Annotated in this window: 18 protein-coding genes; 15 read left to right on the plus strand and 3 right to left on the minus strand. The window is 41.6% G+C overall.

All coding sequences use genetic code 11. The annotated features are described in order from the left end of the window. Positions 1 to 376 precede the first annotated feature (376 nt). From M1G12_RS01305 to M1G12_RS01340, 8 genes are all read left to right on the plus strand, one after another. Complete coding sequence (locus M1G12_RS01305) at positions 377 to 1,837, plus strand: aminotransferase class I/II-fold pyridoxal phosphate-dependent enzyme (RefSeq protein ID WP_247949263.1); 1,461 nt, start codon at positions 377 to 379, stop codon at positions 1,835 to 1,837. Next, positions 1,838 to 2,698 carry a polyamine aminopropyltransferase gene (gene speE / locus M1G12_RS01310; RefSeq protein WP_061453625.1) on the plus strand — a complete coding sequence of 287 codons (861 nt, stop codon included), beginning with the start codon at positions 1,838 to 1,840 and terminating at the stop codon, positions 2,696 to 2,698. Further along, positions 2,695 to 3,954 (plus strand): saccharopine dehydrogenase family protein, encoded by a 1,260-nt coding sequence (locus tag M1G12_RS01315; protein WP_247949264.1) that lies wholly within the window; start codon positions 2,695 to 2,697, stop codon positions 3,952 to 3,954. Before speE ends, M1G12_RS01315 begins: the two co-directional genes overlap by 4 nt. Continuing rightward, a complete protein-coding gene (nspC, locus tag M1G12_RS01320; RefSeq protein ID WP_247949265.1) occupies positions 3,954 to 5,081 on the plus strand; it encodes a carboxynorspermidine decarboxylase in 1,128 nt (375 codons plus the stop codon). Before M1G12_RS01315 ends, nspC begins: the two co-directional genes overlap by 1 nt. Beyond that, a complete protein-coding gene (aguA, locus tag M1G12_RS01325) occupies positions 5,078 to 6,163 on the plus strand; it encodes an agmatine deiminase (protein WP_084864352.1) in 1,086 nt (361 codons plus the stop codon). Before nspC ends, aguA begins: the two co-directional genes overlap by 4 nt. Positions 6,164 to 6,172: 9 nt before the next feature. Beyond that, complete coding sequence (aguB, locus tag M1G12_RS01330; protein ID WP_247949266.1) at positions 6,173 to 7,048, plus strand: N-carbamoylputrescine amidase; 876 nt, start codon at positions 6,173 to 6,175, stop codon at positions 7,046 to 7,048. A gap of 190 nt (positions 7,049 to 7,238) precedes the next feature. Next, entirely contained in the window at positions 7,239 to 7,940 is a 702-nt protein-coding gene (locus tag M1G12_RS01335) for a response regulator transcription factor (protein WP_247941995.1), read from the plus strand. Then, positions 7,937 to 8,815 carry a sensor histidine kinase gene (locus M1G12_RS01340; protein WP_247941996.1) on the plus strand — a complete coding sequence of 293 codons (879 nt, stop codon included), beginning with the start codon at positions 7,937 to 7,939 and terminating at the stop codon, positions 8,813 to 8,815. Before M1G12_RS01335 ends, M1G12_RS01340 begins: the two co-directional genes overlap by 4 nt. Before the next feature lie 38 nt (positions 8,816 to 8,853). Here M1G12_RS01340 and M1G12_RS01345 read toward each other — a convergent pair whose 3' ends face one another. From M1G12_RS01345 to M1G12_RS01355, 3 genes are all read right to left on the minus strand, one after another. Beyond that, entirely contained in the window at positions 8,854 to 9,606 is a 753-nt protein-coding gene (locus M1G12_RS01345; protein ID WP_247941997.1) for an ABC transporter permease, read from the minus strand. Between the two features lie 10 nt (positions 9,607 to 9,616). Next, positions 9,617 to 10,525 carry an ATP-binding cassette domain-containing protein gene (locus M1G12_RS01350; protein ID WP_247941998.1) on the minus strand — a complete coding sequence of 303 codons (909 nt, stop codon included), beginning with the start codon at positions 10,523 to 10,525 and terminating at the stop codon, positions 9,617 to 9,619. Between the two features lie 141 nt (positions 10,526 to 10,666). Continuing rightward, positions 10,667 to 11,476 (minus strand): Cof-type HAD-IIB family hydrolase, encoded by an 810-nt coding sequence (locus M1G12_RS01355; RefSeq protein ID WP_247941999.1) that lies wholly within the window; start codon positions 11,474 to 11,476, stop codon positions 10,667 to 10,669. A 144-nt stretch (positions 11,477 to 11,620) separates the two neighbouring features. On the opposite strand from M1G12_RS01355, the gene M1G12_RS01360 reads away from it, so the two are divergent. The 7 genes from M1G12_RS01360 to M1G12_RS01390 all read left to right on the plus strand — a co-directional run bounded on the left by M1G12_RS01360 (position 11,621) and on the right by M1G12_RS01390 (position 22,525). Further along, positions 11,621 to 12,082, plus strand: coding sequence for a MarR family winged helix-turn-helix transcriptional regulator (locus M1G12_RS01360; protein WP_000049667.1), 462 nt, complete (start codon positions 11,621 to 11,623; stop codon positions 12,080 to 12,082). Beyond that, complete coding sequence (locus M1G12_RS01365; RefSeq protein ID WP_247949267.1) at positions 12,075 to 12,494, plus strand: EVE domain-containing protein; 420 nt, start codon at positions 12,075 to 12,077, stop codon at positions 12,492 to 12,494. The genes M1G12_RS01360 and M1G12_RS01365 overlap by 8 nt, the downstream gene beginning before the upstream one ends. A gap of 106 nt (positions 12,495 to 12,600) precedes the next feature. Continuing rightward, the gene (rexB, locus tag M1G12_RS01370; RefSeq protein WP_247949268.1) at positions 12,601 to 15,876 is read left to right on the plus strand and encodes an ATP-dependent nuclease subunit B; all 3,276 of its coding nucleotides are present in this window, start codon (positions 12,601 to 12,603) and stop codon (positions 15,874 to 15,876) included. Further along, positions 15,873 to 19,523, plus strand: a complete 3,651-nt coding sequence (addA, locus tag M1G12_RS01375; protein ID WP_247949269.1) for a helicase-exonuclease AddAB subunit AddA — start codon at positions 15,873 to 15,875, stop codon at positions 19,521 to 19,523. The genes rexB and addA overlap by 4 nt, the downstream gene beginning before the upstream one ends. Before the next feature lie 17 nt (positions 19,524 to 19,540). Beyond that, entirely contained in the window at positions 19,541 to 20,719 is a 1,179-nt protein-coding gene (locus tag M1G12_RS01380) for a hypothetical protein (RefSeq protein WP_000174770.1), read from the plus strand. 188 nt (positions 20,720 to 20,907) lie between these two features. Further along, positions 20,908 to 21,759 carry a ribosome biogenesis GTPase YlqF gene (gene ylqF, locus M1G12_RS01385; protein WP_084928525.1) on the plus strand — a complete coding sequence of 284 codons (852 nt, stop codon included), beginning with the start codon at positions 20,908 to 20,910 and terminating at the stop codon, positions 21,757 to 21,759. Further along, a complete protein-coding gene (locus M1G12_RS01390) occupies positions 21,746 to 22,525 on the plus strand; it encodes a ribonuclease HII (protein ID WP_084928526.1) in 780 nt (259 codons plus the stop codon). The genes ylqF and M1G12_RS01390 overlap by 14 nt, the downstream gene beginning before the upstream one ends. The last annotated feature ends 10 nt before the right edge of the window (positions 22,526 to 22,535 follow it).

Below are 22,535 nucleotides of genomic sequence, written 5' to 3' on the forward strand. Positions count from 1 at the left end.
ATGATGTTTTCTAGCAAATATAAACCCGAGTAAAAAATGCCTACGGACAGGCAGGGTTGAATGCCGAAGCGTGGTTGAAAAACCACATTATTGATAGGGCTAAAAGCCTACTTTTATAAGTTGATGTTAGGACACTTGTCCTAATTCATAAATTTTAGTGTGGTGAAAGCACACGTCATCTTGTGAAACGATCAATAAAGTACGTAATATTTGCTACTAGAGAGTTAGGAAACATCGGGAACAGACATACTCAACAGAAACAAACATAAAAACGTCAGAAGATTGCAGAGCAGGTGAAAACCTGCTCTTTTTTCATGAGTCAACCTTTAGTTCCTTAGTTTTCATAAGGTCCTAAAAATATGGAAAGGAGTATGTCTTGAAGAAGTTAGATCAAAACCAAGCCCCAATTTATGAGGCCTTGGTGAAGTTACGCAAGAAAAGGATTGTTCCCTTTGATGTACCAGGTCACAAGCGTGGACGGGGAAATCCAGAACTTGTCGAACTCTTAGGTGAAAAATGTGTTGGCATTGATGTCAATTCGATGAAACCCTTGGATAATCTTGGCCATCCCATTTCGATTATTCGAGATGCGGAGGAATTGGCTGCAGATGCTTTTGGAGCTAGCCATGCTTTTCTAATGATAGGGGGAACAACCTCATCGGTGCAGACTATGATTCTTTCTACCTGCAAGGCTGGAGATAAGATTATTCTGCCACGTAATGTCCATAAATCTGCTATCAATGCGCTGGTTCTATGTGGTGCTATTCCCATCTATATCGAGATGAGTGTGGATCCTAAGATTGGTATCGCTTTAGGTCTTGAAAACGACCGAGTAGCCCAGGCCATAAAGGACCATCCAGATGCTAAGGCCATTTTGATTAACAATCCTACTTACTACGGAATCTGTTCAGACCTAAAGGGGTTGACAGAAATGGCTCATGAAGCTGGCATGATGGTTTTAGTAGATGAAGCCCACGGAGCACACTTACATTTTACTGATAAACTTCCAATTTCTGCTATGGATGCAGGTGCTGATATGGCAGCAGTCTCCATGCATAAGTCTGGTGGAAGTTTGACCCAAAGTTCGCTTCTTTTAATCGGGGAGCAGATGAATCCTGAATACGTACGTCAGATTATCAATCTTACCCAGTCAACATCCGCCTCTTATTTGTTGATGGCTAGTCTGGATATTTCGCGTCGCAACTTGGCTCTTCGTGGTAAAGAGTCTTTTGAGAAGGTCATTGAGTTATCAGAGTATGCTCGTCGTGAAATCAATGCTATCGGTGGATACTATGCCTACTCAAAAGAGTTAATAGACGGTGTTTCGGTTTGCGATTTTGACGTGACCAAGCTGTCAGTTTACACTCAGGGTATTGGTTTAACAGGTATCGAGGTTTATGACCTCCTACGAGACGAATACGACATTCAGATTGAGTTTGGTGATATTGGCAATATCTTGGCCTATATTTCGATTGGTGATCGTATCCAAGACATCGAGCGTTTGGTCGGTGCTTTGGCTGATATCAAGAGACTTTACTCGAGAGATGGAAAAGACTTGATAGCTGGAGAATATATTCAGCCCGAGTTAGTGCTGTCTCCACAAGAAGCCTTCTATTCAGAAAGAAAAAGTTTAACCTTGGATGATTCTGTTGGACAAGTCTGTGGAGAATTTGTTATGTGTTACCCTCCAGGAATCCCTATCTTGGCTCCTGGTGAACGCATTATACGTGAAATTGTAGACTATATCCAATTTGCCAAGGAACGTGGTTGCTCCCTCCAAGGGACGGAAGATCCTGAGGTCAATCACATCAACGTCATTAAGAGAAAGGAGAACTAGATGGATTTATGGTTTTCTGAAGTTCATACTCCAGATGTGAAATTGTCCCTGAGAACAGCCAAGCAACTCTACACTGGTAAAAGTGAATGGCAGGATATCGAAGTCTTGGATACACCAGCTTTTGGGAAAATACTGATTTTAAATGGGCATGTCTTGTTTTCAGATGCGGATGATTTTGTCTACAATGAAATGACCGTCCACGTTCCCATGGCTGTCCACCCAAATCCCAAGAAAGTATTGGTTATTGGGGGTGGTGATGGCGGTGTCGCCCAAGTATTAACACTCTATCCTGAGCTGGAACAAATCGATATTGTGGAACCAGATGAGATGTTGGTTGAAGTCTGTCGTGAGTATTTCCCAGACTTTGCTGCAGGGCTAGATGATCCTCGTGTTACCATTTACTACCAAAATGGGCTACGCTTTTTGCGAAACTGCGAAGATGATTACGATATTATCATCAACGATGCGACAGATCCGTTTGGCCATACGGAAGGGCTCTTTACCAAGGAATTCTACGGCAATAGTTATAGGGCTCTGAAAGAAGACGGTATCATGATTTACCAGCATGGGAGTCCCTTCTTTGATGAGGATGAGTCAGCTTGCCGAAGTATGCATCGCAAGGTCAATCAAGCCTTTCCAATCAGCCGGGTCTATCAGGCCCATATTCCAACCAGTCCAGCTGGCTATTGGTTATTTGGGTTTGCATCGAAAAAATACCACCCTGTCAAAGATTTTGACAAGGAAGGCTGGAAAAAACGCCAGCTTTTCACAGAATACTACACTGCAAACTTACATGTGGGGGCCTTCATGTTGCCTAAGTATGTAGAAGACATTTTAGAAGAAGAGGAAGGAAAAAAATGAGTCGTTTACTAGTTATTGGATGTGGGGGCGTTGCCCAAGTTGCTATTTCAAAGATTTGCCAAGATAGCGAAACCTTTACAGAAATTATGATTGCTAGCCGTACTAAGTCAAAATGTGATGACTTGAAGGCTAAACTGGAAGGCAAAACAAGTACAAAGATTGAGACAGCTGCTCTTGATGCAGATAAGGTTGAAGAAGTAATTGCCCTGATTGAAAGCTACAAGCCAGAAGCAGTTTTGAACGTAGCACTACCATATCAAGATTTAACCATTATGGACGCTTGTTTGGCAACAGGTGTTCACTATATCGATACAGCCAACTACGAAGCAGAAGACACAGAAGACCCTGAATGGCGTGCCATCTATGAGAAACGTTGTAAGGAACTTGGTTTTACAGCCTACTTTGACTACTCATGGCAATGGGCTTATCAGGAGAAATTCAAAGAGGCAGGCTTGACTGCTCTGCTTGGATCTGGCTTTGACCCAGGTGTAACTAGTGTCTTTTCAGCCTATGCCCTCAAACACTACTTTGACGAAATCCACTATATCGACATTTTAGACTGTAATGGTGGTGACCACGGTTATCCATTTGCGACCAACTTTAACCCAGAAATCAATCTACGCGAGGTTTCTGCGCCAGGATCTTACTGGGAAGATGGAAAATGGGTCGAAGTCGAAGCTATGTCTATCAAGCGCGAGTACGATTTCCCTCAAGTTGGACAAAAAGATATGTATCTCCTTCACCACGAAGAAATCGAATCATTGGCCAAGAACATTCCAGGTGTCAAACGCATTCGCTTCTTTATGACCTTTGGTCAATCATACTTGACGCACATGAAATGCTTGGAAAATGTCGGTCTCCTTCGTACGGATACCATTAACTTCAACGGCCAAGAAATTGTTCCGATTCAATTTTTGAAAGCTTTGCTTCCAGATCCTGCTAGCCTTGGCCCACGTACTGTAGGTAAAACCAATATTGGCTGTATCTTTACAGGTGTAAAAGATGGCGTTGAAAAGACCATCTACATCTACAATGTCTGCGACCATCAGGAATGCTACGCAGAAGTTGGTTCGCAAGCCATTTCTTACACGACAGGCGTTCCAGCCATGATTGGGGCAAAATTGGTTATGAACGGTACTTGGAAACAAGCTGGAGTTTACAACCTTGAAGAATTGGATCCAGATCCATTCATGGAAGCTTTGAATGAGTATGGTTTGCCATGGGTTGTGGTAGAAAACCCACAAATGGTGGACTAATGAAGCTAGAACAAGTACCCACACCAGCCTATGTCATTGACTTGGCCAAGTTAGAAGCCAACTGCCGTATTTTACAGCAAGTTCAGGAAGAAGCCGGTTGCAAGGTTTTGCTTGCCCAGAAAGCATATTCCCTCTACAAAACCTATCCCTTGATTAGCCAGTATCTGTCAGGTACGACAGCTAGTGGTCTCTATGAGGCCAAGCTAGCTAGGGAAGAATTTCCAGGAGAAGTCCATGTATTTGCGCCAGCCTTTAAGGATGCGGACTTGGAGGAATTGCTGGAGATAACAAATCATATCGTCTTTAACTCAGAGAGACAGTTGCGTAAACATGGGGCCCGTTGTCGGGATGCTGGTGTAAGCGTGGGTTTGCGACTTAACCCTCAGTGTTCAACTCAAGGTGACCACGCGCTCTATGACCCTTGTGCACCTGGCTCCCGTTTTGGAGTAACTTCAGACAAGATACCGAGTGATTTGCTGGATTTGGTGGATGGTCTTCATTTTCACACCCTTTGCGAGCAGGGAGCAGATGATTTAGAGACAACTTTGAAAGCAGTAGAAGAGCAATTTGGAGCCTATTTGCATCAGGTCAAATGGCTCAATATGGGGGGCGGACACCACATCACAAGAGAGGACTATGATGTAGATTTGCTGATTTCTGAGATCAAGCGTATCCGAGAAACTTACAATCTTGAAATCTATATCGAGCCTGGTGAAGCCATTGCGCTCAATGCAGGTTATCTAGCAACTGAAGTATTGGATATTGTCGAAAACGGTATGGAAATCTTGGTTTTAGACGCCTCTGCGACCTGCCATATGCCTGATGTACTTGAGATGCCCTATCGTCCACCTTTGAGAAATGGATTTGCCGCTCAGGAAAAAGCCCATACCTATAGACTTTCTTCCAATACCTGTCTGACAGGAGATGTGATTGGTGATTATAGCTTTGAAAATCCAGTTCAAATCGGTGATAGACTTTATTTTGAAGATATGGCTATTTACTCATTTGTCAAAAATAATACCTTTAATGGTATTGGATTGCCAAGTCTCTATCTCATGGATGAGCAGGGTGACTGCAGATTAGTCAAATCTTTTGGTTATCAAGACTTTAAAGGGAGATTATCATGATGGACAGTCCCAAAAAATTAGGCTATCGCATGCCAGCAGAATACGAGCCCCATCATGGTACCCTTATGATATGGCCAACTCGACCAGGTTCATGGCCCTTTCAAGGAAAGGCTGCCAAAAGAGCTTTCAGCCAGATCATTAAGACTATAGCAGAAGGGGAAAGAGTCTATCTTTTGGTTGGCCAAGACTACTTAGCTGAAGCCCAATCTTATCTTGGAGACAAGGTTATTTATCTAGACATTCCCACCAATGATGCCTGGGCGCGTGATACGGGTCCGACCATTCTTATCAATGATGAAGGCCAGAAATTAGCCGTGGATTGGTCTTTCAATGCTTGGGGTGGTGCTGTTGATGGTCTTTATCAAGATTATGAAGATGATAACCAAGTAGCCAGTCGTTTTGCTGAGACCTTGGAAATGCCTGTTTATGATGCCAAGCCTTTTGTACTGGAAGGCGGAGCGATACATAGCGATGGTCAAGGAACCATTCTCGTGACTGAAAGTTGCTTGCTTAGTTCTGGTCGCAATCCTCATCTTAGTAAGGAAGAAATCGAAACCACCTTATTAGAGTGCCTTGGAGCTGAAAAAGTTATCTGGCTTCCTTATGGTATTTATCAGGACGAAACCAATGAACACGTTGACAATGTTGCTGCCTTTGTTGGTCCTGCTGAGCTTGTTTTGGCTTGGACAGACGACAAAAGCGATCCTCAATATGCCATGTCAGCAGCTGATTTAGCGCTTTTAGAAAAGGAAACAGATGCAAAAGGTCGTCAGTTCACCATTCATAAACTTCCAATTCCAGCTCTTCATCAAGTTGTAACCAAAGAGGATTTACCAGGCTACATCTATGAAGAAGGAGAAGAAGAGCGATACGCAGGTGAACGACTAGCAGCTTCCTACGTAAACTTTTATATTGCCAACCAGGCTGTCCTAGTTCCTCAGTTTCAGGATAAAAACGACCAAGTGGCCTTAGATATCCTCAGCAAGTGTTTTCCAGACCGTAAAGTTGTCGGAATACCAGCCAGAGATATTCTTTTAGGTGGTGGCAATATCCACTGTATCACCCAACAAATCCCAGAATAGGAGAAAAAGATGAGAAATGTAAGAGTTGCAGCCATTCAGATGCAATGCGCTAAGGATGTGTCAACAAATATCCAAACCGCAGAGCGTTTAGTACGTCAGGCTGCAGAACAAGGCGCACAAATTATTCTTTTACCCGAATTGTTTGAACGTCCATACTTTTGTCAGGAACGTCAGTATGACTACTACCAGCATGCCCAGTCGGTGACAGACAATACTGCCATTCAGCATTTTAAGGTGATTGCTAAGGAACTACAAGTTGTTTTACCGATCAGTTTCTATGAAAAAGATGGCAATGTCTTGTATAACTCCATTGCCGTTATTGATGCAGATGGGGAAGTGCTGGGTGTTTATCGAAAGACCCACATACCAGATGATCATTACTATCAAGAGAAATTTTACTTTACGCCTGGCAACACAGGTTTCAAGGTCTGGGATACTCGCTATGCCAAGATTGGGATCGGTATCTGTTGGGATCAATGGTTCCCTGAAACAGCGCGCTGTCTTGCATTGAATGGTGCTGAATTGCTCTTTTATCCTACAGCCATCGGTTCAGAGCCGATTTTGGATACAGATAGTTGTGGTCATTGGCAACGTACCATGCAAGGACACGCAGCAGCAAATATTGTTCCAGTCATCGCAGCCAATCGTTATGGATTAGAGGAAGTCGCTCCAAGTGAGGAAAATGGTGGACAGAGTTCCAGTCTTGACTTCTACGGTTCATCCTTTATGACGGATGAAACAGGAGCTATTCTAGAACGAGCTGAAAGACAAGAAGAAGCTGTTCTGTTAGCAACTTATGACCTAGACAAGGGAGCAAGCGAACGCCTAAACTGGGGCTTGTTTCGTGATAGAAGACCCGAAATGTATCAACGTATTACGGACTAGTAGGGGAGAAATAAGAGATTCATTCTGCTAGATTAGTTTTCACTAGCAACTATAAGATACTAGGTCATCTAGCAAGTGGATTTTATATTTTAACCCTCTAAGGCTTTCTCGCGCTTTTTATGCGAGGAGCTTTTCTGTTTAAGCTTTATCAATAAAACATGCTATAATAGTTGCAGAAAGGTTGGTATTTATGGCTTGGATATTGGTTATTGAAGACAATAGTGACATTCAAGAAATCTTGCGAACACTACTTACTGAGGAGCATAAGGTGATTCAAGCCTTTTCTGGTACAGAAGGAATCATGTGTTTCGACCAAGGTGGGATTGACCTCGTTTTGCTCGATATCATGCTTCCTGGGAAAAATGGGGATCAGGTTTTAAAAGCTATCAGGGAACAAAGTCAAACTCCAGTCATTATGCTAACGGCTTTGAGCGATAAGAAGTTAATCAGTCAATACCTCTTAGACGGTGCCAATGATTACATCGTCAAGCCTTTTGATTTGGATGAAGTCTTTGCCAGAGTTACTGTTCAATTACGTCAAAGCGTAGAAAAACAGCCTATGGAAATAGGAAAAACTGAAAATCTGCCACAAAACTTGAAAAATATCCAGTTTGATACAGAAAGTTTTGAAATCAAAAATAGTCAGGAAACGATTCGCCTTGCTAAGAAAGAATGCTTGATTCTCCAAACTCTCCTTAAACACCCTAAGAAAATTTTTACAAAAGAAGAACTTTATGAATTGGTCTGGGAGGAGAGCTACCTACCTGGAGATAATACTCTCAATACGCATTTGAGTAATCTTCGTAAAAAATTAAACCAGCTTGACCCAAATCAAGAATATATTGAAACCATTTGGGGAGTTGGGGTAAGATTAAAAGGAGACAAGCAATGACCTACATGATCATCTTTATCCTACTGGTACTCCTAATTATTTTATCTATTGCATTGATTCGCTACCATCTAGCACTTAAAAACTTGAGTCAACAGATTGAGGACAAGATTCTTACGGGTAGTATGAAAAGAGTAGGGGTTAGCATTTTTTCCAAACATTTTTTACATCTATACCAGCAGATTGAGAATCTATTTCAGGAAGTAGAACAATCTCGGTTGGTTATGAAAAGGGAAAAGCAGACTCTGGATATGGCCATCAGCAATATCGCCCATGATATTCGGACACCTTTGACTATCGCTTCAGGCTACACCCAACAATTGATAAAAACTCCTGAAAACAAAGCAGAAACCTTACAAAAAATAGCCCAGCATCTTGATTTAGTTTCCAAACGTTTGGAGGCTCTCCTAGAATACCGTCGTTTGATGGAAGGAGCTGTCAAACCGAAACTGGAAGAAGTTGATCTTTCAGCTTTTATCACCAAAAAGACTCTGGCTTATTATGATGTTTTTCAGGCGGCAGATATCACGCTTGATTTTAAGGTTGAAGCTGGTTTTAAAATGAGGACTGATGAAGACTTGCTGGATAGAATTTTACAAAATCTGCTTGGAAATGTCCTCAAGCATGGCAAGGAAGAAGCGCGGCTATCTTTGAGAAAGGAAAAGGAACAGCCTGTGTTAGAGATTGCAAACCTTGTTAAACAGCCCATCAAAAAAATAGAAAATCTCAGCAATCGTTTTTATTCTGAAAATCTATCTGATACGGAAGAATCCTCTGGTTTAGGCCTTTATATCACTGAGGAATTATGCCATCTTCTCGGTGCAGAGATGAAACTAGGCACAGATGGACAGTGGTTGTCGGTTTTTATTTACTTTTAACGAAATAAACCTCCTCTGTAGGCTAGAGGAGGTCTTTTTTATAGACTTTTCTTTTTAAAAACTGCCAATCCACTTAGATTAAAGATTACAATAACAGCTAAAGTAACTATAAGTGTGTAGAAAATGGATTCACTATTAGCAGTCATAGCATAGAAAAACTGCAATGATAAATATGGCAAAATTTTGATAGTTGGAAAAATGATCATTGGCATAGATAGTAAGATAGAGCTGACCAAATAACCAATAAATACCGCAATATAAGAATGACTAACATAGAGGATGAAGGAAACAATGGAAAGCCAAGCAAGGAGGCAAAGAAATTGAAGGAAAATGGTTACCAGTAGATTGCCAATAAAGCCATCAGGCATAGTTCCAAATCCATTTAAGATTGTTGCTGGAATAAAGGCAATCACAAGGCTGATGATGACTTGTAAAAGTGCAATAGAAGCCAATACAAAGGCTTTGGCAAGGAAAAACTCGGTACGAGAAACACCCACTGTTAAATTATTTTTATAGAGTTTGCCGATTAAATCAACTCCAAGAACGAGGCAGGCTAGGACTATGCATAGAAAAACGAGGTTTGAACCTTGACTAGATGCGTTGATCAGGGATTGTACACCGTCCCAACCATGGGTTGGAATTTCTGGTTCTTCTGTCTGGATTGCCATTAGATGGCCAGTAGCTCCAAAAACAGCCCCCATTAACATGATTACAAAGAGAATGAACTCTGTAATCCAGAATCCTTTGGAACGGAAAAGACGGTAAAAGTCTGCTTGAATGGTATGTATCATGATTTTCCTCCTATTCGACCAATTGAGTGAAGTATTCTTCTAGGTTTTGACGGGCATAGTAAATCTCGTCAATGGCAACATCTGCCAAGGTTAATTCCTTAAGAATCTGCTTGACATCTTGTTCCTGACCAAAGATGTGGATTTCATTCTCAGGATTGACAACCTTGAACTGGAGCTGGATTTGTTCTTTCAATACTTGGCAAGCTTTCTCTTTATCAGCTGTCTTAAGAACAATATAATCCTCACTTAGTGTTTCAAATTCAGCTTTGCTGATTTCACGGATAATCTTGCCTTGATCTAAAATACCAAAACGATTGGCTAAAAGATAGAGTTCTGACAAGATATGGCTAGAGATAAGAATGGTGATTCCTTTTTCTTGATTGAGCCGTTGAATCATCAGACGAAATTCTTTGATACCGATTGGGTCGAGACCGTTGATAGGTTCATCTAAGATTAGGAAGTCTGGTTTAGATAGAAGGGCAATGGCGATACCAAGTCTTTGTTTCATTCCTAGCGAGAAATCACGAAAGACTTTTTTACCTGTATCTGACAAACCTACATAGTCCAGCGTTTCTCGAATGACTTGATCAGCATTTGGAATATGACGAATCATACAGTAATATTTCAGGTTTTGATAGGCTGTTAAGTGATTATGAGCTACAGGTGATTCTATCACTGAACCTACTCGAGATAGAGCCTTGGTCCACTCATTTTCCGATTGACTAGAAAAGAGGGAAACAGTTCCTTTATCTGCAAACAGTAGTTGCGTAATGATTTTTATTAAGGTAGTCTTCCCAGCTCCATTCTTCCCAATAAGTCCATAAATATCTCCCTCTCTTATCTTTAGATGAAGATCCTGAAGGATAGCTTGTTTGTCAAAGTTTTTGGACAATCCATGAATGTCAAGTACTGTTTTCATGATTCTCTCCTTTTGATTTATTTTGATAACTCTAGTATAAAGCATAGAAATCAAAGAAAGCTCAAGCATTTCTAAAGAGTTTCTAAAGTTTTAGGAATTCTTAAATATCAAAACCCAGTTGACATGAACTGGGCTTCTTTACTATAAAATATATTTTTCAATCGCACTCGCAACGCCGTCTTCTTCGTTGCTGGCTGTAACATCATCAGCTAGGGATTTGACATAATCGCTGGCATTTCCCATAGCAATCCCAAGTCCTGCAAACTGGAGCATTTCGATATCGTTATTAGCATCGCCCATAGCCATAATTTCTGAAGGCTCAATATTCAAAATATCAGCTAGTCGAGAAAGAGCAGTAGCCTTTGTCGTTCCAAGTGGCATGGCTTCATAGATAACAGGCTGCGAACGAACTCCGCTAAATCGTTGACAGAGTTCCTCAGCAAAACGCTGCTCAAAATCATCTGTTTGCTCTTTTGTTCCCAAAAACATTCCTTGGAACATACGAAACTTGCCACTAGTCGCTTCCTCAAGGGAAATTTCAGTCAGGTCTGAAAAGACTAGTTTGGCATCATTTTGAATGATTTCATTAGGCTTACCACCGAGGACAAAATAATGTTCCTCATCAAAAAGAGTCAACTGAACCTCACTCTTTTCAGCTAGTTTAAAAAGGTAGTCAATGTCAGCAGGACTGAGTTCTTGCCAATCAACCAAACTCCAATCACTGGTCTGGTGAGTTGAACAACCATTGTTAACAATCACATACTCATTCTGGAGATCAAGTCCCAATTTTTTATAGTAGGGGAGGACACCGAAAAGCGGGCGGCCCGTACAGAGAACCAGTTTGACACCTTTTTCAATAGCTTGGTGAATAGCAGTGATGTGGGCTTGTGGGATTTCCTTGGCTTCATTGAGGAGGGTGCCGTCCATATCCAAGGCTAGCAGTTTAATCATAAGACTTCCTTCTTTATCTTTTGGTATTATTATAGCATATAGACTATGAAATGTCTGACAGAATAGTAACATTCGACTTTCTTTTTCTTGAAAAAGAAAATAAAATCTTATATAATATGTACACTTAATATTTAAGGAGAAATAATGTCAAAGTATCACTTTAATTCAATTTACAAAAATGATGAAACAGAGTCTACAGGTCTTCTTTTCATCAAAGTCTACAACAAGTGGGAAAGCAATTTGAAAAGAGTCTTGAAATCAGTTGGCCTCACTTTGCCCCAATTTATCGTTTTAACTTCGCTCTTGTTTTTGTCTAATAGAGAGGAATATGTAACGCAAGTTGATATCGCTCGGTTCACTGGTATGGATGTCATGACGGTTTCCCAGATTGTTAGACTACTGGAGAAGAAAGACTACATTAGACGCGATCAACACCCAAAGGATAGTCGGGCAAAACTTGTCTCAGTGACGAATTCTGGTGCGGAGAAGGTCAATCAAGCTTTACCTTTAGTAGAAGGTGTTGATGAAGAATTTTTTGAAAAACTATCTAACGATAGAGAAGTTTTTAATCGCTTTTTAGTAGAGTTGGAGGATAAAAATGCCTAGATATTGGGTCGGAGTTGTTTCAAAGAACCATGTTTTAAGAGGAGTTGAGGGAAATTTTTGTCAGGTCTGTCATGGAAAGGGCGGCCCCTTAAATCGTATGAAAAAAGGTGACTATCTTTTATACTATAGTCCAAAATACGATATGAATGGTCAAGATAAGTTACAGGTTTTTGTGGCCGTAGGTAAAATTATAGATGACAAAGCCTATCAAGTAGAGCAATTTGAAGGATTCTTTCCCTTTAGACGAAATGTCGAGTATTATCTACCAGTCCAAGATTGTTCCATAGAAATAGCCAGACAACATCCTGAATGGAGAGACTATACTTCTCGACTTCGTTATGGACATTTTGAAGTTTCCAAAGACTTTTTCCTCCTTATTTTTCAACATATGAAAGTGGATGATGAAGTATGATTGATTTGCTAGTTAAATGATTGTCAACTAGAATTTTGGATTTGGACTGTGAAGCGAACTTTGCTATAATAGAGTAAGAAACTTTGATAAAGCAAACGAGGCAGAGATGAAATTACTTTATACTGATATTCGGACTTCTTTGACAGAAATTCTAACTAGAGAGTCGGAGGAGCTAGTTGCTGCTGGCAAGCGAGTCTTCTACATCGCCCCCAACTCTCTTTCATTTGAAAAGGAACGCGCCGTGCTGGAATGCTTGTCCCAGCAGGCTTCTTTTGCGATTACCGTCACGCGCTTTGCTCAGATGGCTCGTTATCTGGTCTTGAATGACTTGCCTGCTAAAACCAGTCTTGATGATATCGGTCTTGGGATGGCCTTTTATAAGTGCCTTGCGGAACTCGATCCTAAGGACTTACGTGTTTATGGTGCGATTAAGCAAGATCCTCAGTTTATCCAGCAGTTGATTGAGCTGTATCACGAGATGACGACTGCTCAGATGAGTTTTTTAGACTTGGAAAGTTTGACGGATGAGGACAAGCGAGCAGACTTGCTCTTGATTTTTGAGAAAGTAACGGCCTATCTCAATCAAGGGAAGTTAGCTCAGGGAAGTCAGTTGTCGCATTTGATTGAGGCTATTGAGAATGACAAGGTAAGTAGTGATTTTACTCAAATTGCCTTGGTTATTGATGGATTTACCCGTTTTTCTGCTGAGGAAGAGCGAATTGTGGACCTACTTCATGGCAAGGGTGTTGAGATTGTCATTGGTGCTTATGCTAGTAAGAAAGCCTATACCAGTCCTTTTAGCGAGGGCAATCTATACCAAGCCAGTGTGGAGTTTCTCCATCATCTAGCCTCTAAATACCAAACGTCTGCTCTGGATTGTTCTCAAACTCATGAGCAGATGGATAGTTTTGGCAAGGCCTCTCGTTTACTGGAGTCTTCTTATGACTTTTCAGAACTCGCTTTGGATGTTGATGAGAAAGACCGTGAAAACTTACAAATCTGGTCTTGTTTGACGCAAAAGGAGGAGTTGGAGCTAGTAGCCCGTAGCATCCGTCAGAAATTGCATGAGAACTCAGACCTGAGCTACAAGAATTTTCGTATTCTATTGGGGGATGTAGTTTCTTATCAATTATCTCTAAAAACTATTTTTGACCAGTATCAGATTCCTTTCTATCTAGGCAAAAACGAATCCATGGCCCACCACCCTTTGACACAGTTTGTCGAGTCTATTTTGGCTTTAAAACGCTACCGTTTCCGTCAGGAGGATTTGATAAACCTTCTTAGAACAGGTTTGTATACCGACCTTAGTCAGTCAGATATTGACGCATTTGAGCAATATATCCGCTATCTTGGTATCAATGGCTTGCCAGCCTTTCAGCAAACCTTCACAAAATCCCATCATGGAAAATTTGATTTAGTTCGTTTGAATACTCTTCGTCTGCGTATTTTAGCCCCTCTTGAAACCCTATTTGCCAGCCGAAAGCAGAAGGCTGAAAATCTCTTGCAAAAGTGGAAGGTCTTTCTAAAAGAAGGAGCGGTGACCAAGCAGTTGCAAGATTTGACAGCCACTATGGAAACTCTTGAACAGGAAAGACAAGCTGAAGTTTGGAAGGCATTCTGTCATGTTTTAGAACAATTTGCGACTGTTTTTGCTGGTTCACAAGTTAGTCTGGAGGACTTCCTAGCCTTGCTTCATTCTGGGATGAGTCTATCTCAGTACCGTACCATTCCAGCGACAGTGGACACCGTTCTGGTGCAGAGTTACGATTTGATTGCACCACTGACTGCTGACTTTGTCTATGCCATTGGGCTGACTCAAGACAATTTACCAAAAATCGCGCAAAATACTAGCCTTTTGACAGATGAAGAAAGACAAAGCTTAAACCAAGCGACTGAAGAGGAAGCGCAATTGCTGATTGCCAGCAGTGAAAATCTCAAGAAAAATCGCTATACTATGATTTCCTTGGTCAATTCTGCACGTAAGCAGTTGGTTTTGTCAGCTCCAAGCCTTTTTAATGAGAGTGAAAGCAAGGAGTCAACCTATCTTCAGGAGCTAGTCCATTTTGGATTTAGTCGGAAAGAGAAGAGGATGAATCACAAAGGGATGTCTAAGGAAGATATGGGGTCCTATCACAGTCTTTTGTCCAGTCTGGTTACCTATCACCAGCAGGGCGAGATGAGTGAGACTGAGCAAGATTTGACCTTTGTCAAGGTTCTGGCGCGTGTGATGGGTAAAAAACTAGAACAGCAAGGTCTGGAAAATCCAGCCCTCCCAATCAGTCCAAGCAGTAAGCAGTTGACCAAGGATACCTTACAGGCTCTCTATCCAGCTGACAAGGAATTTTACCTGTCTACGTCTGGTTTGACGGAGTTTTACCGAAACCAATACAGTTATTTCCTCCGCTACGTTTTAGGCTTGCAAGAGGAATTACGTCTACGTCCTGATGCCCGCAGTCACGGAAATTTCTTGCACCGCATTTTTGAACGTGCCTTGCAGTTATCTGATGAAGACTCCTTTGACAAACATCTAGAACAAGCTATCCAAGAAACCAGTCAAGAACGCGAATTTGAAGCCATTTATCAAGAAAGTTTGGAAGCCCAGTTTACCAAGGAAGTTTTGCTTGATGTTGCACGGACGACTGGACATATTCTCCGACACAACCCAGCCATCGAAACCATCAAAGAGGAAGCGAATTTTGGCGGCAAAGACCAAGCCTTTATTCAATTGGACAATGGTCGCAGTGTCTTTGTACGAGGCAAGGTTGACCGCATTGACCGATTGAAAGCTGATGGAGCGATAGGAGTAGTAGACTACAAATCTAGTCTGACTCAGTTCCAGTTTCCTCATTTCTTTAATGGGCTCAATTCCCAGTTACCAACCTATCTAGCTGCCTTAAAAAGAGAAGGGGAGCAGAACTTTTTTGGTGCCATGTACTTGGAAATGGTTGAACCTGTTCAATCTCTGATGGCTGTTAAAAGTCTGGCAGGTGCAGTAGTAGAAGCTAGCAAGTCAATGAAATACCAAGGCCTCTTTTTAGAAAAAGAAAGCAGTCATTTGGGCGAATTTTACAATAAAAACAAGGCCAACCAGCTGACAGATGAGGAATTCCAGCTCCTACTGGACTACAATGCCCAACTTTATAAAAAAGCGGCTGAGAAGATTTTAGCAGGTCAGTTCGCCATTAACCCTTATACTGAAAATGGCAGAAGTATTGCACCGTATGTTCAGCAACATCAAGCCATCACAGGATTTGAAGCCAATTACCACTTGGGCCAAGCCCGTTTCCTAGAGAAGTTGGACTTGGCTGATGGCAAGCGTTTGGTCGGAGAAAAACTCAAGCAAGCCTGGTTTGAAAAAATAAGAGAGGAGTTGAATCGATGAAGCCTATTCCCTTTTTAACTGAGGAGGAGATTCAAAAACTGCAAGAAGTAGAAGCAAATTCGAGCAAGGAACAAAAGAAAACTGCCGAGCAAATCGAAGCCATCTACACTTCTGGTCAAAATATCCTTGTCTCAGCGTCGGCTGGTTCTGGTAAAACCTTTGTCATGGCAGAGCGCATTCTAGATCAATTAGCGCGTGGAGTGGAAATCAGTCAACTCTTTATCTCAACCTTTACCGTTAAGGCTGCCACAGAGCTTAAAGAACGTTTGGAAAAAAAAATCAGCCAACAAATCCAAGAAAGTAGCGATGTTGACCTCAAACAACACTTGGGTCGCCAGTTGGCAGACCTACCCAACGCTGCCATCGGTACCATGGACTCATTTACACAAAAGTTCCTTAGCAAACACGGTTATCTACTTGATGTTGCTCCTAATTTCCGTATTTTACAAAACCAGAGCGAGCAACTCCTTCTAAAAAACGAAGTCTTTCACGAGGTCTTTGAAGCCCATTACCAAGGTAAACAGAAAAAGACCTTTAGTCATTTGCTGAAAAACTTTGCTGGACGTGGAAAAGATGAAAGAGGTCTGCGCCAGCAGGTCTATAAAATCTATGATTTCCTCCAATCTACCAGCAATCCTCAGAAATGGCTGAGAGAATCTTTCCTCGAAGGCTTTGAAAAAGCTGATTTTACCAGTGAAAAAGACAAACTGACCCAACAAATCCAGCAAACCCTTTGGGACTTGGAAAGTTTCTTCCGTTACCATTTGGATAATGATGCCAAGGAGTTTCCAAAGGCTGCTTATCTAGAAAATGTTCAGTTGATTTTAGATGAAATTGGCTCCTTAAATCAGGAGTCCGATAGTCAGGCTTATCAAGCAGTGCTTGCGCGTGTTGTCGCCATTTCGAAAGAGAAAAACGGTCGAGCTCTGACTAATGCCAGTCGTAAGGCTGATTTGAAGCCACTGGCCGATGCCTACAACGAAGAGAGAAAGACCCAGTTTGCTAAACTAGGACAACTGTCAGACCAGATAACCATTCTCGACTATCAAGAACGTTATCATGGAGATACCTGGGAACTAGCTAAGACTTGCCAAACCTTCATGAGTGATTTTGTGGAGGCTTATCGTGAACGTAAGCGTCAGGAAAACGCCTTTGAATTCGCTGATATCAGCCATTACACCATTGAGATTTTAGAGAATTTCCCGCAAGTTCGTGAGGCTTATCAGGAGCGCTTCCATGAAGTCATGGTCGATGAGTATCAGGATACCAACCATATTCAAGAACGGATGTTGGAATTGCTGTCTAATGGTCACAATCGCTTTATGGTGGGGGATATCAAGCAGTCCATCTATCGTTTCCGTCAGGCAGATCCGCAGATTTTCAATGAGAAATTCCAACGCTATGCGCAAGATTTCCAAGAAGGAAAGCTCATTCTCCTCAAGGAAAATTTCCGTAGCAGTTCAGAAGTTCTGTCAGCAACCAATGATGTTTTTGAACGCCTTATGGACCAAGAGGTCGGCGAAATCAACTATGACAGCATGCACCAACTTGTTTTTGCCAATACCAAGCTGACTCCCAATCCAGACAACAAGGCAGAATTTCTCATCTACGACAAGGACGATACAGGTGAGGAAGAAGAGAGTCAAACAGAAACGAAACTAACAGGCGAAATGCGCCTGGTTATCAAGGAGATTCTGAAACTTCATCAGGAAAAAGGTGTTGCCTTTAAAGAAATTGCCCTTCTGACCTCCAGTCGCAGTCGTAATGACCAGATTCTCCTCGCCCTGTCTGAGTACGGGATTCCTGTTAAAACAGACGGTGAGCAAAACAATTATCTCCAATCCCTAGAAGTGCAAGTCATGCTAGACACCCTTCGTGTCATTCATAATCCTCTTCAAGACTATGCCTTGGTTGCCCTTATGAAGTCTCCAATGTTTGGTTTTGACGAGGATGAGTTAGCACGTTTGTCTCTTCAGAAAGCAGAGTATAAAATCCAAGAAAATCTCTATGAAAAACTGGTCAATGCACAAAAAATGGGAACAAGCCAGAAAAAATTGATCCACTCAGCACTAGCTGAAAAACTAAATCAATTCATGGATATCTTGGCTTCTTGGCGCTTGTATGCCAAAAACCACTCCCTCTATGACCTGATTTGGAAGATTTATAATGACCGTTTTTACTACGATTATGTTGGAGCTTTGCCAAATGGTCCTGCTAGACAGGCCAATCTCTATGCCCTAGCACTGCGTGCTGACCAGTTTGAAAAGAGCAATTTCAAGGGCTTGTCTCGTTTTATCCGTATGATTGACCAAGTTTTAGAAGCCCAGCACGATCTTGCAAGCGTGGCAGTTGCACCGCCTAAGGATGCTGTAGAACTCATGACCATTCACAAGAGTAAGGGGCTGGAGTTTCCTTACGTCTTTATCCTCAATATGGATCAGGATTTTAACAAGCAAGACAGCATGTCAGAAGTCATTCTCAGCCGTAAAAATGGACTAGGTGTCAAATACATTGCCAAGATGGAGACAGGAGCAGTGGAAGCTCACTATCCTAAAACCATCAAACTCTCCATTCCTAGCCTAACTTATATACAGAATGAAGAGGAATTACAGCTGGCAAGCTATTCAGAGCAGATGCGTCTGCTGTATGTTGCCATGACGAGGGCTGAGAAAAAGCTCTATCTTGTCGGCAAGGGTTCTCGTGAAAAGCTGGAATCCAAGGAATACCCAGCAGCTAAAAATGGGAAACTAAATAGTAAAACAAGACTACAAGCAAGGAATTTCCAAGATTGGATGTGGGCTATCAGTAAAGTATTTACCAAGGATAATCTCAACTTTAGCTATCGTTTTGTTGGTGAAGATCAGCTGACTAGAGAAGCTATTGGTCAGTTGGAAAACAAGAGCCCTCTCCAAGATAGCTCCCAAGCAGACAATCGTCAGTCAGAAACCATCAAAGACGCCCTTCAAATGCTAAAAGAGGTGGAAGTCTATAATACTCTTCACCGCGCAGCTATTGAATTGCCAAGTGTTCAAACCCCAAGTCAAATCAAGAAATTCTACGAACCTGTTATGGATATGGAGGGTGTTGAGATTGCAGGTCAAGGCCAGTCAGTAGACAAGAAAATCAACTTTGATTTGCCAGATTTTTCAACCAAAGAAAAGGTAACAGGAGCTGAGATTGGTAGTGCTACCCACGAACTGATGCAGAGAATTGACCTCAGTCAGCGACCAACCCTTGCTAGCCTGACAGAAACTCTCAAACAAGTTCAAACCAGCCCAGGTGTCAGGGACAAGATCAATCTTTCGAAAATTCTTGCATTCTTTGACACAGCTCTCGGTCAGGAAATTCTTGCTAATACCGACCATCTCTATCGCGAGCAACCTTTCTCCATGCTCAAACGAGACCAAAAGAGTCAGGAAGACTTTGTTGTCCGTGGTATCCTTGATGGCTATCTGCTTTACGAGGACAGAATTGTTCTGTTCGACTATAAGACAGACCGCTATGATGAACCAAGTCAACTCATAGACCGTTATCGTGGTCAGTTAGCCCTATACGGAGAGGCTTTATCTCGAGCCTATTCGATTGAAAATATTGACAAATACTTGATTTTACTCGGTAAAGACGAGGTTCAAGTTGTAAAAGTATAATCTAGAAAGGAGACCTCATGACACTTCCAGTTAGAAAATCCCTGCATGATGCGGTTTTACAGGCTTCAAAAGCTGATACTTGGGAACAAGCTACCAAGGAATGGAATGAAGTTTCCTTGATTTTTAACGGTATCGGCCGTAGCAATTGTGTCTGTGGAAATGCCATCAAATACGCCTACGAACTCTTTAACGGAGTGACTGGTCAACGACTATTTCCTATAGGTAGCGACTGCGTTCGTCATTTTCATCGATTGTCTCTTGACCAGCAACTGGAAGAGGAAGAAAAACTGCTAAGAAAGGTTGAAAATCTAACCAGAAAAGCTCAGAAAAAGGAAAAAATCAAGGTCAATAAAAGTGACTTTGACGAGCGACTTCTAAAATGGCTCTGGGAAAAAGGTGTTTTCAAACCCAATCGTGGCAATCAATTTGCGCCTGAGAGAGACTACCAGCTTTTCCTAGAAGTCTTTCAGGGAGGAAGTTGGACCAAGGCAGAGCCTAAGAAGAAGGCTCGGATGGAAGAAGTCCTTGAAAAGTGTATCAAACCCTTTTTACTTGGCAAACCGGATGACCAACTCTACCTTGTCAAGCTAGGCAAGGAGAAAATTGACTACGAGCAAGAACTCCGAATCCAAGCAGAGAAAGAGCGCAAAAAGAGAGATAAAATCGCCAAGCAATATGCAGACAATCTGGTCCTAGCCATGGGCCCAGCAGAGCGCGCTTATCAAGATTACTTTGGCTTTACAGAAACCCTAACTCAAGAAGAACGTAAGTGGGAGAAAATACTTTTTGGTAAAAATAGAACAGAACGGGCTATCAAGGCCAAACAATACCAAAAAGAGCTGGAAAAAGACCAACGAATTGCTAGTCAGGATCCAATTGAAAGAAAGCAGAAGCAGACCTGGCTCCTCAATTCCTATTTTCGTGAGCTTCCTGAAGAAAAAGCTCGATTTTCTAGGCTCTTATTAGAATATCGAAAAAGTGGAGAAGTTCCCTTTTCAACCGAATATCTGTCAGATCATCTTATTGACTTTTTCTATAAAATGAAAGCCTTTGAGTTTGAAATCGCACCAGAACAAGTTCGAGATTTTATAAAAGAAAGCCTCCAGGCAGAACATCTCTCATCAGCACAGGAATGCTGGATAGAAGGGATTCTAACAAATTGCATAGTCCCATTTTTATCTCGAATACTCATCTAAAACTAAATATATAAGTCTTAGAATTTTATATAAAGTTAATATATAAATTAAGTGGGGTTGAAATCAGTCTTCCTTTAAAAAGTAGCTATTACAAACAAAAGCTTATGCAAAAAAGACTAATTTATGATAGAATAGAGGATAAGAAAGAAAACGTTTTTACAATTTTTTCAATCCGAAGGAGATATATTATGGCTACTATTCAATGGTTTCCTGGTCACATGTCTAAAGCTCGTCGACAGGTTCAGGAAAATTTAAAATTTGTAGATTTTGTGACGATTTTGGTGGATGCACGTTTACCTTTATCTAGTCAAAATCCTATGTTGACCAAGATTGTTGGTAATAAACCAAAACTCTTGATTTTAAACAAGGTGGATTTGGCTGACCCAGCAATGACCAAGGAATGGCGTCAGTATTTTGAATCAAAAGGAATCCAGACTTTGGCAATCAACTCCAAAGAGCAAGTGACTGTAAAAGTTGTAACAGATGCGGCAAAAAAACTCATGGCGGATAAGATTACACGTCAGAAAGAACGTGGTATCAAGATTGAAACCTTGCGTACCATGATTATAGGGATTCCAAATGCTGGTAAATCTACTCTCATGAATCGTTTAGCTGGTAAGAAAATTGCCGTTGTCGGTAACAAACCAGGTGTGACCAAAGGGCAACAATGGCTCAAAACCAATAAAGACCTGGAAATCTTGGATACACCGGGGATTCTCTGGCCTAAGTTTGAGGATGAAACTGTAGCGCTTAAGTTAGCCTTGACTGGAGCTATTAAAGACCAGTTGCTTCCTATGGATGAGGTAACTATTTTTGGTCTCAATTATTTCAAAGAACATTATCCAGAAAAGTTGGCTGAACGCTTCAAACAAATGAAAATTGAAGAAGAAGCGCCTGTTATTATTATGGATATGACCCGCGCCCTCGGTTTCCGTGATGACTATGACCGTTTCTACAGTCTCTTCGTGAAGGAAGTCCGCGACGGCAAACTCGGTAACTATACCTTAGATACCTTGGAAGACCTCGATGGCGACGATTAAAGAAATCAAAGAACTCCTTGCTACGGTCAAGGAGTTAGAAAGCCCTATTTTTTTAGAGCTTGAAAAGGATAATCGCTCTGGAGTTCAAAAGGAAATCAGCAAGCGTACAAAAGCTATTCAGGCAGAATTGGATGAGGATCTTCGTTTGGAATCCATGCTTTCCTACGAAAAAGAACTTTACAAGCAAGGATTTACTTTGATAGCAGGTGTTGATGAGGTTGGTCGAGGTCCTCTGGCTGGGCCAGTAGTTGCTGCAGCCGTTATCTTACCTAAAAATTGTAAGATTAGAGGTCTCAACGACAGCAAGAAAATTCCTAAAAAGAAACATCTGGAGATTTTCCAAGCCATTCAGGACCAAGCCTTGTCAATCGGCATTGGTATCATGGATAATCAGGTCATCGACCAAGTCAATATCTATGAAGCAACCAAACTGGCCATGAAGGAAGCAATCTCCCAGCTTCGTCCGCAACCTGAGCACCTTTTGATAGATGCCATGAAACTGGATTTACCAATTTCACAAACATCTATCATCAAAGGAGATGCCAATTCCCTCTCGATCGCAGCAGCATCTATAGTAGCTAAGGTGACACGTGATGAATTGATGAAGGAATACGACCAGCAATTTCCTGGCTATGATTTCGCTGCTAATGCAGGATATGGAACAGCTAAACACCTGGAAGGACTCGAAAAACTAGGAGTTACCCCAATTCACCGAACCAGCTTTGAACCCGTTAAATCACTGGTTGCAGGTAAAAAAGAAAGTTAAGTTAGAAGGA

Origin of the sequence: Streptococcus mitis, assembly GCF_023110375.1 — a bacterium.
In the GTDB taxonomy this organism is placed as follows: domain Bacteria; phylum Bacillota; class Bacilli; order Lactobacillales; family Streptococcaceae; genus Streptococcus; species Streptococcus mitis_CI.